The sequence below is a fragment of the Brevibacterium sp. CSND-B09 genome (assembly GCF_052906525.1).
In genome coordinates this window covers 2,558,569-2,571,988 of sequence record NZ_JBREGI010000001.1, presented here as the reverse complement: position 1 = coordinate 2,571,988, position 13,420 = coordinate 2,558,569, and the positions used below count along the sequence as shown (strand labels likewise).

At 65.3% G+C, this 13,420-nt stretch carries 10 protein-coding genes; 7 read left to right on the top strand and 3 right to left on the bottom strand.

The features are described from left to right. Positions 1–163: 163 nt before the first annotated feature. A complete protein-coding gene (locus tag ACU4IU_RS11485; protein ID WP_172171732.1) occupies positions 164–2,656 on the bottom strand; it encodes a maltokinase N-terminal cap-like domain-containing protein in 2,493 nt (830 codons plus the stop codon). A 265-nt stretch (positions 2,657–2,921) separates the two neighbouring features. Here ACU4IU_RS11485 and ilvA point away from each other — a divergent pair, with 265 nt between their 5' ends. The 5 genes from ilvA to ACU4IU_RS11460 all read left to right on the top strand — a co-directional run bounded on the left by ilvA (position 2,922) and on the right by ACU4IU_RS11460 (position 7,317). Further along, on the top strand, positions 2,922–4,193 hold the full coding sequence (gene ilvA, locus ACU4IU_RS11480; RefSeq protein WP_172172139.1) for a threonine ammonia-lyase IlvA: 1,272 nt from the start codon (positions 2,922–2,924) through the stop codon (positions 4,191–4,193). A gap of 102 nt (positions 4,194–4,295) precedes the next feature. After that, on the top strand, positions 4,296–5,300 hold the full coding sequence (locus ACU4IU_RS11475) for an NAD(P)H-quinone oxidoreductase (RefSeq protein WP_446656790.1): 1,005 nt from the start codon (positions 4,296–4,298) through the stop codon (positions 5,298–5,300). A 3-nt stretch (positions 5,301–5,303) separates the two neighbouring features. Then, a complete protein-coding gene (locus tag ACU4IU_RS11470) occupies positions 5,304–5,909 on the top strand; it encodes a proteasome activator (protein ID WP_446656789.1) in 606 nt (201 codons plus the stop codon). Beyond that, positions 5,906–6,478 carry a hypothetical protein gene (locus tag ACU4IU_RS11465; RefSeq protein WP_446656788.1) on the top strand — a complete coding sequence of 191 codons (573 nt, stop codon included), beginning with the start codon at positions 5,906–5,908 and terminating at the stop codon, positions 6,476–6,478. Before ACU4IU_RS11470 ends, ACU4IU_RS11465 begins: the two co-directional genes overlap by 4 nt. After that, positions 6,475–7,317: an HAD family hydrolase gene (locus tag ACU4IU_RS11460; protein WP_446656787.1), complete on the top strand. Its 843-nt coding sequence runs from the start codon at positions 6,475–6,477 to the stop codon at positions 7,315–7,317. The genes ACU4IU_RS11465 and ACU4IU_RS11460 overlap by 4 nt, the downstream gene beginning before the upstream one ends. Before the next feature lie 68 nt (positions 7,318–7,385). On the opposite strand, the gene ACU4IU_RS11455 is transcribed toward ACU4IU_RS11460, so the two are convergent. Both ACU4IU_RS11455 and serS read right to left on the bottom strand, forming a co-directional pair. Next, complete coding sequence (locus ACU4IU_RS11455) at positions 7,386–8,234, bottom strand: HAD family hydrolase (protein ID WP_446656786.1); 849 nt, start codon at positions 8,232–8,234, stop codon at positions 7,386–7,388. Positions 8,235–8,354: 120 nt separating this feature from the next. After that, positions 8,355–9,635: a serine--tRNA ligase gene (serS, locus tag ACU4IU_RS11450; RefSeq protein ID WP_446656785.1), complete on the bottom strand. Its 1,281-nt coding sequence runs from the start codon at positions 9,633–9,635 to the stop codon at positions 8,355–8,357. Positions 9,636–9,716: 81 nt separating this feature from the next. On the opposite strand from serS, the gene ACU4IU_RS11445 reads away from it, so the two are divergent. Together ACU4IU_RS11445 and ACU4IU_RS11440 are read left to right on the top strand one after the other, a co-directional pair. Next, complete coding sequence (locus ACU4IU_RS11445) at positions 9,717–10,832, top strand: diacylglycerol/lipid kinase family protein (protein WP_253903879.1); 1,116 nt, start codon at positions 9,717–9,719, stop codon at positions 10,830–10,832. A 222-nt stretch (positions 10,833–11,054) separates the two neighbouring features. Beyond that, positions 11,055–13,229, top strand: coding sequence for a hypothetical protein (locus ACU4IU_RS11440; protein ID WP_446656784.1), 2,175 nt, complete (start codon positions 11,055–11,057; stop codon positions 13,227–13,229). The last annotated feature ends 191 nt before the right edge of the window (positions 13,230–13,420 follow it).

Sequence of the window (13,420 nt, the reverse complement as noted above, 5' to 3'; positions counted from 1 at the left end):
CCTGCTCGACGCGAGGTCGAGCCACCATAGTTTCTCACAACCGCAACAGCATCTGCCAATTGGCGGATGCGCACACGAATGTCACCAGCTCAGTCAGCGACTGGCTCAGTCCGCGACCTTCACCGAGGCAACCGGCACCGAGGCGACGAGTCCGCGGAGGCGGTCAGTCCTTCTTGCGCTTCTTCATCCGGTTCCGCTTACGCTCGGTGCCCAGGAGGTCATCGAACACAGACCCGCCGGCAGGCTTCGAATCGTCCCGGGACTTATCCATTGATTCGTCGGGCCGTGCCGCGGAATCGTCGCGACTCTTGTCCGGCCGCTCGGAGATCTGCTCGCCGAATGTTCCGCGGTCGCTGCCGGAGTTCTGCGAACGTTCGCTCCACGTGTGGCCGAGCTTCGGTGCGTCCTTCGGCTTGGCCGGCTGCGATTCGTGTCCAGTGCTGTCGGCGTCCTCCGAGGTGGCGCCGCGCGCCGCGAACGAGGCCGGAACTCGTCGGACCGGAGCCTCCGATTCTTCCTCGTCGACGAATTCCTCGTCTTCAGCAGGAGCTGGAGCCACTTCGGGTGCGTCGTCCTGGGGCGGGACCACGGTCGAGTCCTCGACATCGTCGATGTCGGAATCCGCGACCGCGTCAACGGTGTTCTCCGCAGTATCGGCGACCTCGACCTCGTCCGCTTCGATTTCACTGGCTTCGGTCTCGTTGGTCGCGGAGTCCCCGGCTTCGGGCTCACCAGCTTCAGACTTGTTAGTTGCCAAATCCTCGGAGTCTGAGTTCGCGATCGCAGCTGCGACGGCGCCGGAGGTTCCACGGGGCGCCGCAGAGACCGACTCCGAATCGGCGGCGGTCGCCTCGTCGGCGGGTGGAGCCACGGCGAACGCATCGCTCGACGCGACTTCCGCATCCACTTCCGAGTCCTCGGCAACAGCAGCACCGGCTGCGTCGCCGGAAGCTGGAGAGTCCTCGGCCGCATCGGACCCCGCCTCGCCGGAATCAGACCAGTTGAGGCGGGCCTCAGCAGCCTCCTCGGTGCGGGCGGGCTTGCCCTTGAGGACGAGGGTGAGCGTGGCCAGCGGCACGGACAGCCAGTTCGGGCGGTTGCGCAGCTCGGTGACGACCTCGACGAGAAGCCGGTCGACCAGCGCCGCGCGCAGCACGGGATCGCTCAGCCCGATGCTGTCGCCGCGCGCCCGCGAATATCCGGACAGCAGCGAGTTCTGGACCTGCGAGGCCCACAGGTACTCGGGCGAATCGAAGATCGCGCGCAGCGCTCCCGGATCGTTGCCGAAGCCGCTGACGACCAGCGAGCCGTCCTCGGAGTCGAGCGCGTCGGTGCGCTGCAGACGAGCGAAACCAGCAGCGTAGTCGATGCTGCGCAGCAGAGCCACGAGGTCGAAGGCGGCGGGCTTGGGGTCCGAGTCCGTCGAGTCCGTGAACTTCACGACCGAATAGCCGTCGGTGGACGAGCTGACCACATGGTCGAGCGTCAGCTCGCCGTGGATCTTCTGCAGGGTGCCGATGGTTTCGAGGCTCTGCAGCCTGGCACGGTGGCCGCGCAGCTCCGGCACCAGCGAATCCAGGGCCAGGGGTGCCCGGCCCAGCGCCCAGTCGATGCGTTCGACCCACTTCTGCACCAGCTGCTTCGTCGGTTCGCCGGCGCCTTCGACGACACCGAATTCGGCGGCCATGTCCGTGTGCAGTTCGCCGATGCGCCGACCCATCTCTGCGGCGTGGGCGTTGTAGGCCCCGATCGAACCGGAGTCGACGGCGCACACCGTGTTCACGGCTTCTCGCCATGCGGGTTCGGCGTCGACATCGACGTGGGAGAGCAGCGCCATCGGCGCCTCCATCTCCTGGACCTCGAACATGTCGTACCAGCGGCCCGAACCCCAGCCGATGACCTCGGGCACGCTGCGCGAACCCGCCTCGGTGAGCAGAACCGGAATCGTCAGCGACGACGGCATTCCGTTCTCGAGGACGTGGAAGAACGAGAGCTCCAGCGGCTCGTATTCGTCGTGGATGATGACGGTCGACTTGTACTGCCCGGAGTCCGAGACCTCGATCGGGCGGATCTCGACGGGCATGACGTCCTCCGCCCCCACCGTGAGGTCTCCGATCGATGGCTTCGGTGGGACCGCCTCGGCGGCGGTGTTCGTCGATCCATTCGCCGAGGCGGCCGCCCCGTTCGCGGTCACGGGGAACGGCATGGGCGCACGGTCCCGGGCCTCGGTCTTCTCCTGGCTGTGGCGCAGGGACTCGGTGGACAGCTGCCCGCCGTCGAAGACCTTGCGCTTCGTGATCGCGTCGGCCATGAGGTTGACGAAGACGGGATCGGCGGCGCCGTCGTAGACGTAGACGGTGCCGAGCGCGAGGTCGTCGACGCGGCCGATGAGGGCGTGGCGCAGGTGCATATCCTCGGCACCGCGCAGGGTCAGGGGGATGTTGAGGCGACGCAGGGTGGGACCGTCGCCGACGGAGATGACGGTCACGAGACCGGCGAAGCCCCCGAGCTCCTCGGCGGTGTAAGTGAACGCGCGGGCCACCGACATGGGGGTGATGTCGGGGTCGGTCCCGAAATCTGCTGCGAGCTTGGGAAACCACGGCTGTCGGGGTATCCAGCTGGCTAACAGTTGTTCGAGCTCACTGCTGATGGCCATGACGTCTCCTAGAAGGGATTACGGGCATCCTCCATCCAATCATGGTATGGGGTGTTCGCGGTCCAGGGCGCACCCGAAACCCCGAAGTCGGGAGCCGAATCACCGGGTTCGGGTAGGTGCGAGGCGGGTACGGGAGGGACGCGGTACTGTCATAGCGGGGCGGGCCGAGGCGGGTCCTCAGCGGCCCCGCAGTTGTCCTCATATCGATACGAGTTGCCAAATAGCAAGACAAAGGGCGCACAATAGTCTGGTGGTTGAAACAGACATGACTCCCCAGAAGCTCACACTCGCCGGCGAGGTCGAGGCGGCTGCGCTGCGAATTTCCGATTCTGTCATCCTGTCGCCACTTCAGATCTGCGAGCGGTTGACGACCGCTACCGGTTCCACGGTCTACCTCAAGCGCGAGGACCTGCAGATGGTGCGGTCCTACAAGATCCGCGGCGCCTTCAACTTCATGCTCCAGCTCGATGCCGACGAACGGGCCCGCGGTGTCGTCTGCGCCTCGGCGGGCAACCATGCCCAGGGATTCGCCCGTGCCTGCAAGGAACTGGGCATCCAGGGCACGATCTTCGTGCCGAAGACGACGCCGAAGCAGAAGATCGAACGCGTCCGTCACTTCGGCGGGGAGCAGGTGACCATCGAGATCGCCGGCTCCACCTACGATGACGCCTCGGCGTTGGCCCACCGGTTCGCCGAACGCAATGAGGCACTCCTGGTCTCCGCCTTCGACGATATGCGCACCATCGCCGGTCAGGGCACCGTGGCCGCGGAGATCCACGCTCAGCTCGAGACCGACCCGGATTACATCATCGTTCCCGTCGGCGGCGGCGGAGTGCTTGCGGGAATCGCCGCCTATGCGGCCGAACGGATGCCGAACACGAAGGTCATCGGCGCCGAACCCGCCGGAGCCGCCTCGATGATCGCAGCGCTCAAGGCCGGCCACCCCGTGACCTTGGAGAACATCGACCGCTTCGCCGACGGCACCGCAGTGCGCCGGGCCGGCAACATCACCTATGACGTCATCGCCGACCTCGGCCTCGACATCCGCCCCGTCGCCGAGGGCGCGGTGGCCACCGAGATGCTCGATATGTACCAGGTCGACGGAATCATCGCCGAACCCTCCGGTGCTCTGGCCTCGGCCGGGATCGGCGGCCCGGAGTCGGACAAGCCGATCACGATCGAACCCGGATCGACCGTGGTGTGCCTGGTCTCCGGCGGCAACAACGACATCTCCCGCTACCCGGAGATCCTCGAACGCTCGCTCGTCCACGAGGGCCTCAAGCACTACTTCATCGTCGACTTCCCGCAGGAGCCCGGTGCCCTGCGCCGGTTCCTCAACGAGGTGCTCGGGCCCGAGGACGACATCGCGATGTTCGAGTACGTCAAACGCTCCGACCGGGAGACCGGACCGGCGTTCGTCGGCATTCAGCTCGGCTATGCCGAAGACCTGCCGAACCTGCTCGAGCGGATGGAGGCCTCGAACATCGAGGTCGAGCGCGTCCACCAGAACTCGCCGATGTTCCGCCTCTTCGCCTGAGCGGCTTCGCTGCCGCCCTGCCTCATCCCGAGCGGCCTTCCACCGAACCCCACCTCGCGGATGCCCCTGCCCACTCGCGCACCCAGCTACTAGAGTGGACGCATGCGCGCTATCACGATCTCCTCCCCCGGTGAGCCCGAGGTCCTGCAGGTCACCGACGAACCCACGCCAGACATCGCCGCCGACGAGGTCCTCGTCCGCGTCCATGCCGCCGGCGTCAACAGGGCCGACCTGCTGCAGCGCCGCGGATTCTACGATCCCCCACCAGGGGCCACCGAGATTCCCGGCCTCGAGGTCTCCGGCACGATCGAAAAGCTCGGCGCCGACGTCACCGGCTGGCCCGTCGGCGACCGGGTGGCGGCTCTGCTCTCAGGCGGCGGATACGCCGAATACGTGCCCGTTCCCGCAGGTCAGCTGCTTCCCGTCCCCGCCGGCTTCGACCTCACCGAGGCGGCCGCCCTGCCCGAGGTGCTGTCGACCGTCTGGTCGAACATCGTCGGCCGCGGACAGGTGCAGGCAGGCGAATGGCTGCTCGTCCACGGCGGCGGCTCCGGAATCGGCACGGCCGCGATCCAGATCGCGCGCCACCTCGGCGTGAAGATCGTCGTGACCGTCGGCTCCGAGAAGAAGGCCGACTTCTGCCGCGAACTCGGCGCCGATGCCGTCATCAACTACCGCGAAGAGGACTTCGTCGAACGCGTCCACGAGGTCTGCACCCACGACGACGGGTCGACAGGAGCCGATGTCATCCTCGACATCATCGGCGCGAAATACCTCGAGCGCAATATCAAGGCGCTGGGCACCGACGGCCGCCTCGTCATCATCGGCATGCAGGGCGGAACGAAGACCGAGATCAACCTCGGCTGGCTCATGCAGCCGCGCAAGTCAGTCTCCGCCACGACCCTGCGGGCGCGGCCGAAGGACCAGAAGATCGCCATCGTCGCCGAGGTGGCCGACCGTCTCTGGCCGGCCGTGGTCTCGGGCGACATCCGCCCCATCATCCACGAGGCCATGCCGTTGGCCGACGTCGTCCGTGCTCATCAGATGCTGGAGGACGGGGCGAACATCGGAAAAGTTCTGCTCATCGTCGGTGAGGAAGGTGCATGACCAATGACTGAGAATCCCGAGTCCACGGGCGGCATCCAGAACTCCGCGGGTGACACGAACACTTCGGACGCAGCGAACACAGACGAGGCGGGGAACGCGAACGGTGTGTCGAACGCCGACGGAGCGCAGTCCGGCCTCGCCAAGGCGCAGCACGATCAGGCGGATGTCTCGTCACCGGCGAAGGTGATGCGCATCGGCACCATGGTCAAGCAGCTGCTCGAGGAGGTCCGTGGTACCGAGCTCGATGAGAAGGGACGCGAGCGCCTCGCCGAGATCCATCGCCGCTCCATCGACGAACTCGAAGATGGGCTGTCGAAGGACCTCATCGAGGAGCTCGAGCGCCTCGACCTGCCCTTCGACTCGGCCGGCGGTCCTCCGACGACCTCGGAGCTGCGGATCGCCCAGGCTCAGCTCGTCGGTTGGTTAGAGGGTCTCTTCCACGGCATCCAGACCGCGATCATGGCACAGCAGGCCATGGCCCAGCAGATGGCCGGTCGCGGCCAATTGCCTCCGGGAATGGTTCCGCCCGGAATGACGCCGGCCGACGGGCAGCCCGGCGAAAAGAAGGAGTCGGACCGCGACGATCGCGGCACCGGCAACTATCTGTGAAGCGCTTCTTCTCCGGTCTGCGCAAGAAGGCGACGACGGCCGCGGTCAAGGACGATGACCGGTTCGGCACTGGTCTGTGGCGCCACAATCGCGACCGCTTCATCCGCGCAGTCGACCGGTATTACACCACCGCGGTGGCCCTCCACGAGGCACGGGACTCCGGTGGCAGCGCCATCTCGGGAGCCACCTCGGCGGGATCATCCGACGGCGAGGCCACGGCCGCCTCGGCGAAGGATCCGATCGACGTCATCGTCGGCGGCACCCACCGGCTCAACGCGCTCGTCGACGTCGTCGACGACCTCACCGCGTCCCTCCATGCCCGCCACCCCGTCACCGGTCAGGTGGTGCCCGGGCCGGCTCGGCAGGCCGTCGGCGACGCACCGGAGCTGCTGACGAAGGCCTCGTCGAAGGTCGGCGAGGCGGTGCTCGCGGCGTCGATGGCACGGTCGGACGGGCCATCGGGACGGTCGATCGATTCGAGCGCGGGGGCCACGGTTCGGTTCATCACGGATGCCGAGGAGCTGCTGGGGCGGGCGCGGGAGATTCTCGCTAGGGTGGAGGCATCATGAGACCTCCGATCAGCCCCGATATCCTGCCGCCGGATGACTTCGACCTCGGCCTTGTCGCCAGCGATATCGACGGCACTCTGCTGCTGAACTGGAAGCCGATCTCGACGGCCACGATCGATGCGATCCACCGCTGTCAGGATGCGGGAATCCCGTTCGTGCTCGTCACCGGGCGGCCCATCCGATGGTTGGCGCCGATCGCCGAGCAGATCCCCGACCTCGGTCGCGTTGTCTGCCTCAACGGGGCGGTCGTCTACGACATCGCATCGCAGTCCGTCGTCGATGCCCACACCATCGATACGCAGACGCTGACGGAGATCACCGCGGCGGTCCGCGTCGATCATCCCGAGGCCCGGTTCGCCTACGAGACGCTCAACGGCGGTTTCATCGACCGGGAGTTCGTCACCGGCCGACCGCGTGAGGCCAGGATCATCGCCGATGTATCCGAACTCGCCGGCGAGGACGTCGTCAAGGTGCTCGTGCGTCTGGAGACGAGCGATTCGCAGGCGATGCACGACCTCATCGATCCGATCGTCGACGGCACTTGCCATGCCTCGTTCTCCGAACCGGACAACGGGCTCGTCGAACTGGCACCGCATGGGATCACGAAGGCGAAGACGCTGTCGGATCTGTGCGACCACCTCGGAGTGGCGCGGGCGCAGGTGATGGCGTTCGGGGATATGCCCAACGACATCGAGATGCTGTCGTGGGCCGGGCACGGGGTCGCGATGGGCAATGCGCTGGGATCAGTCAAGGCGATCGCTGCGGCCGTAACGGAGGCCGTCGACGACGATGGCGTCGCCCGCTACCTCGACGCAGTCTTAGACACCCGCCCCAACTAGTCCTAATTGCTACCTGACGGCGGCCCAGCTACCTCGCGCGAGGTAGCTGGGCCGCCGTCAGGTAGTAATTAGGGGCGGGTGTTGGTGGTGCCCTCTGCCTCGAGGAGCGCTGAGTCGAGGCTGAAGTAATCGACCAGTGCTACTGCCAGTCCGTCGTCGTCGACCGAATCGGTGACCACGCTCGCAAGCACCTTGAGTTCGTCCTTCGACTGCCCCATGACGATTCCGTGTTCGACCCATTCGATCATCTCGAGGTCGTTGAGTCCGTCCCCGGCCCCCACGGTGTGGGCGTGCTTGACCCCGAGTTCCTCGGCCACGATCTCCAGACCGCTGGCCTTCGAGACCCCGTCCGGGGCGATGTCGAGCCAGTTGCTCCAGCCCACCGAGTAGCTGACCTCATGCAGTCCGAGCGAGTCCACAGCGGCGGCGAACTCCTCGGCGGTGCCGTTGACCTCGCGCATGACGATGCGGGTGGCCCGCTTGGTCAGCAGCTCGTCGAAGTCGACGATGTCGAGGGTGTCGGATTCGGCGAGTTCGCCGACCGGGAACGCCCCGGACGCCCACCGGTGCAGGTCCGGATCCTCGACGAGGAACAGCGCCGTCGGCAGCGCCGCGTGCATCTGCTCGAGCGCATCCTTCGGGTCGAAGGACACGACATGGTGCAGCTCCCACCCCAACGGCAGCTCCGGGTCGAGGCGGACGACGACGGATCCGTTCGAGCACACGATGAAGCCGTGTTTGAGGTCGAGCGCGTGGACGACCTCGAGCGCTCCCGGCAGGGCTCGGCCGGTGGAGATCACAAGATGGTGGCCCTCCTCGGCGAGCCGATCGAGCACCTGCTTCACCGACTCCGACAGGGTTCCGTCGTAGCCGACGATCGTGCCGTCGACATCGAGTGCGATGAGGTGCGGGGTCAATGTGTCTCCCAACGTATGCGTGAATCTTCTTGTCGTTCTTCCCGGCGCCGAGGCGACCGAACCCGACCGAGTCCCGTCGAGTTCCGCCGCACGGTCAGTGCCCCGCGTCCCGGCACAGGCTCAGTAGCGCGGTCCTTCCGGTCCCTGTGCGGTCATCCCGCCGAGGTAGGGCCGCAGTGCCTCGGGCACCGTGACCGAGCCGTCCGCCTGCTGATGGTTCTCGAGGATCGGCACAAGCCAGCGGGTGTTGGCCATGGTTCCGTTGAGGGTGGCGACGGGGCGGGTCGATCCGTCGCGGCGTTCGCGGATCTGCAGGCGGCGGGCCTGGAACGTCGTGCAGTTCGACGTCGAGGTCAGCTCGCGGTAGGTGCCCTGAGTCGGCACCCAGGCTTCGCAGTCGAACTTGCGGGCGGCCGAATCACCGAGGTCGCCGGCAGCTGTATCGATGACCCGGTAGGGAAGCTCGCACAGTCCGAGCATCTTCTCCTGCAGCGACAGCATCCGCTCGTGTTCGGCTTCGGCGTCCTCGACCGGGACATAGGCGAACATCTCGACCTTCTGGAACTGGTGGACGCGAATGATTCCGCGGGTGTCCTTGCCGTAGGAGCCGGCCTCGCGGCGGTAGCAGGAGGAGATTCCGGCGTAGCGCAGCGGACCGTCGGAGAGATCGATGATCTCGTCCATGTGGTAGCCGGCCAAGGGCACCTCGGAGGTTCCGACCAGGAACAGGTCGTCGGCTTCGAGACGGTACACCTCATCGGCGTGCTCACCGAGGAACCCGGTGCCGCGCATGACTTCGGGACGGACCAGGGTCGGGGTGATGGTCGGGCTGAACCCGGCCTCCTCGGCGACGTCGCGGGCGAGGTTGAGCAGAGCCATCTCGAGCTTCGCGCCGAAACCGGTGAGGTAGTGGAAACGCGAGCCGGAGACCTTCGTTCCCCGCTGAGTGTCTATGGCCTTCAGCTTCTCGCCGATCTCGAGATGATCGAGCGGTTCGAAGCCGTCCGGGGTGAAGTCGCGGGGAACGCCGACGGTCTTGAGCGTCACGAAGTTCTCTTCGCCGCCGGCAGGGATCCCCTTGATGATGAGGTTCGGAACCTTCGACACGAGCTGGTCGAAGGCGAAAGTGGCTTCTTCGGATTCCGCGGACAGCGACTTCACGGCCTCGGACTTCGCCTTGCCCTCCGCGATGAGTGCCGGCTTGTCCTCCTTCGGCGCCTTCGCGATCTGGGAGGAGAACGACTTCTGATCCGCACGTGCGTCTTCGAAGGCGGTGATGGCCGCACGACGAGCGGAATCGGCGGCGATGACCTCGTCGATGAGCTCGACGGATGCCCCGCGAGCCTCCTGCGATGCCTTGAACAGGGCCGGGTTGTCTCTGAGAAGCGCTAGATCGATCACCCTCTCAGCTTAACGGGCCGGGCGTGTTTTCGACATTCGGCACTCAGCCTGCACACGACCGGAGCACTGTAGATTTGGGACATGATCATCGAGTTGGACCCCCTGATGACCTGGGTCATCGTCATCGGTGCCCTCGCCGTGCTCGTGGCCGCGTTCCTCATCGGCCGCCGCAACGGCGTGCGACGCACGCTCAACACGATGAGACGCTACGCCCACCCGGCGAACCTCTCCGACGAGGCAGTCGATGATGCGGCCCGATACCGTGCCGCGCTCATCGTCAATCCCACGAAGACCGATGTGCGCAAATTGGCCGCCACCGCCGAGGCGATCTGTCGTTTCGAGGGATGGAACCCTCCGCTCGTACTCGAGACCACCCCCGAGGATTCCGGTGAGGGGGCCACGGTCCGTGCCCTCGACGAGGGAGTCGACGTCGTCATCGCCGCCGGCGGGGACGGCACCATCCGCGCGGTCGCCTCGGCGCTGGCCGGCACCTCCACTCCGCTGGGGATCGTGCCGTTGGGGACCGGGAATCTGCTCGCCCGCAATATCGACCTCGTCCTCGACAAGACGGAATGGGCGCTGCGGATCGCGCTGTGGGGACGCAACCGGGAGATCGACGTGGGGAAGGCGAAGATCGCCCCCGACGGTGATACCCATGTCTTCACCGTGATGACCGGACTCGGCTTCGACGCCGCGGTCATGGCCGATACCAATGACGATCTCAAGGCCCGCCTCGGATGGCTCGCCTACGTCGAAGCGGGATCGCGGAAGCTCACCGGCAAACCCAGTCATGTCAAGGTCACCTTCGACGACGAATATCGGATCTCGGCAAGGGTGCGTTCGGTGCTCGGCGGCAATTGCGGCCGATTGCAGGGAGGCATCCAGCTGCTGCCGCAGGCCGTCATCGACGACGGCATGCTCGACGTGCTCATCGTCAGCCCGAAGAACCTCGGTCAGTGGGTCGGCGTGCTCGCATCGATCGCCGGCCGCCGAGCCTCACGCGGGCTGCACACGAACATCCGGAAGTGCCGAAAGGTCGTCATCGAAGCCGGCGACGAGGTCGATATTCAGATCGACGGAGACCCGCTGGGACAGTCGTCCTACCTGGAGATGGAGGTCGACCCCTCCGCCCTGACCGTCCGTGTGCCCACCGTCGAACAGCGCAAGCAGATCCGCGCCGAGGCGTGGCCGGTCTAGCTCAGGACCGCTGAATTCGCGCGGCCGACTCGTCCTTTCGCCGAGGCTGCACTGACGGTCATTCTTTTACCGACGAGTAGGTCACGAAACGGTTAAAGAAATTCACCTAAGTGTTACCGCTTTTAAACCTGAACAAAACGTACAGAAATAGTTTGGAAAACCCTCAGAACCTAGGATGAGTGCCGTATCACACCCCTCGTTACAGAGATTGAAGGCACTCCAATGAAGAAGATCATCCTCGCGCCGGCAGTCGCGCTCGCGTTCACCGGGCTTGTCGCGAGCCCGGTCGCTGCCGCGGAATCGACGTCTGCCCAGTCCGCCTCCACGCAGAAGGCCGAGCAGAAGAAGGTTGAAGCCGCAAAGGCCGAAGCCAAGAAGAAGGCAGAGGCCAAGAAGGCCGCGGCCGAGAAGGCTGAAGCCGAGAAGAAGGCAGCTGCAGAGAAGGCGGCAGCCGAAAAGAAGGCCAAGGAAAAGGCCGAGGCTGCCAAGAAGGCCGCTGAGAAGAAGGCGGACGACAAGAAGGCCGCCGAGGACAAGGCAGACAAGAAGGACGAGGCAAAGACGCCTCCGAAGAAGGTCGATCCGAAGCCCGCTCCTGCCCCCAAGGACGAGGACAAGGACTCCAAGGACGACGACAAGTCCGAGGACAAGGCCAACCCCATCAACGCCTCGGTGCAGGTGACGTCTGGTGAGGTCACCGCCGAGGAGCTCCACGAGGACGGTGTGACCGTCAAGGTCACCGGCCTCGAGAAGGGCGACAAGGTCGCTGCTAAGTCCGGACTGACCGGTCCTGCCGTCACCGCTCAGGGTTCGACCGCGACGATGAAGCTGCGCTCCTCCTCGGAGGTCTCGCAGGAGTCGGTTTCCTTCGCAGTCCAGGTGCAGCGGGACGGTACCACTGCGGCAACCGAGAGCGGGCTCGTCACTCTTTTGGCGGACGAAGCCGACCCGATCGACGCCAAGCTCTCGGTGTCCCCAGACGAGATCACCGCAGAGGATCTCGCAGACGAGAGCAAGGGCGTCGACGTCACGGTCTCAGGCGTCAAGGAAGGCGACAAGATCACGGACTCCCTCACCGGGAAGACCCAGACAGCCGAGGCTGACGGTGACGTCAAACTTCATCTCTGGTACGAGGGCGACCCGAAGAAGCTCGAAGAGGGCCCAGTTCCATTCGATGTGACTGTCACCCGCGGCGAGGATTCCACAACGCTAAAGGGCGAGATAAATGTCGTCGACGAAGTAGGCGATGACGATCCCGTCATTGACCCAAAGGTGAAGCTTGGCACGAACGAGATCACGGTCGAGGAGTTCAAAAAGAACGGTCTCCCCTTCACCGGTTCAGGCTTCACCCCCGGCAGCACCGTCTCGGTCACAGGAAAGTCCGTTTCGCCCCAGGCCGCCAAGCCCCAGGCCGACGAGGTTGTGGCCGACGAAGATGGCAACGTCAGCGGCGTCGTAACCGCTCCGTCCTCGCTAGAGGCGGGCACCATCGAACTCACCTTCACTGACACCGACTCGACTCAGTCGGCACCAGCTGTGACTGTCACCGTCACCGACGAAGACGAGGACGCCGTCGATCCGATCGACGCTTCGCTCAAGGTCGATCCTAAGGAGATCACCGCAGAGGATCTCGCCAACAAGGACAAGGGCGTGACAGTCACCGTCTCCGGCGTGAAGAAGGGCGACACGATCACCGACTCGCTCACCGGCAAGAGTGAGACCGCAGAGGCTGACGGTGACTACAAGCTCCACCTCTGGTACGAGGGCAACCCCGCGAACCTCGAGGTCGGCAAGGTTCCGTTCACTGTCACCATCGACCGCGAAGGCACCGAGTCGGAGACTCTCAACGGCAACATCAACGTTGTCGGTGAAGACGATGGTGAGACCGAGGCTCCCGCCGAGGCGACCTTCAAGGTCTCACCGAAAACGATCGAGGCGGCGGACTTCGCCAATGAGAAGAAGGGCGTCACCCTCGCCGTCGAGAACTGCGAGCCCGGCGCAGACGTCCACTTCGAGGTCAACCCGAAGGGCATCAACGTCACGGCCTACGAGAACACCGTCAAGGCTGACGACGAAGGCAATGCCTCCGTCAACGTCTTCGGCACCTCGTCGGATGTCTCCGCCTACGTCGGTGCGTACACTGCGACCGCGACCTGCGGCGATGACACCATGAAGGACTCCTTCACGGTCACTGAAGGCGCCAACGGCGGCGGATCTGACGGCGGAGACAACGGCAATGCCGGCAACGGCGGCGGAGATGACGGCAGCCAGTTGCCTCGCACCGGTGCCGACCTCGGTGGACTGACGACGGGAGCCCTGCTCCTCCTCGTCGGTGGCGCCGCGATCGCACTGACCGGCCGCAAGAACAAGTTCGGACAGACTCCGACGAGCTTCTGATCCGAGACAGGCCGATAGCCTAGATCGGCAAGGGAAGGGCGGCTCAGCAGACACTGAGCCGCCCTTCCTTCTGTCCTGATGTTCGCGCCGGACGAACCGTTCACGGTGATTGGAGAATGAACTCTGACGGCTCGCCGACTTCAGTAGTGAACAAAACGACCACAACTATGTGTGTGGTGAATGTTGCATTA

Excerpts from the sequence above, each read along its gene's own strand:
- ACU4IU_RS11485 (WP_172171732.1), bottom strand. The coding sequence starts at position 2,656 with ATGGCCATCAGCAGTGAGCTCGAACAACTGTTAGCCAGCTGGATACCC.
- ilvA (WP_172172139.1), top strand. The coding sequence starts at position 2,922 with ATGACTCCCCAGAAGCTCACACTCGCCGGCGAGGTCGAGGCGGCTGCG.
- ACU4IU_RS11475 (WP_446656790.1), top strand. The coding sequence starts at position 4,296 with ATGCGCGCTATCACGATCTCCTCCCCCGGTGAGCCCGAGGTCCTGCAG.
- ACU4IU_RS11470 (WP_446656789.1), top strand. The coding sequence starts at position 5,304 with ATGACTGAGAATCCCGAGTCCACGGGCGGCATCCAGAACTCCGCGGGT.
- ACU4IU_RS11460 (WP_446656787.1), top strand. The coding sequence starts at position 6,475 with ATGAGACCTCCGATCAGCCCCGATATCCTGCCGCCGGATGACTTCGAC.
- ACU4IU_RS11445 (WP_253903879.1), top strand. The coding sequence starts at position 9,717 with ATGATCATCGAGTTGGACCCCCTGATGACCTGGGTCATCGTCATCGGT.
- ACU4IU_RS11440 (WP_446656784.1), top strand. The coding sequence starts at position 11,055 with ATGAAGAAGATCATCCTCGCGCCGGCAGTCGCGCTCGCGTTCACCGGG.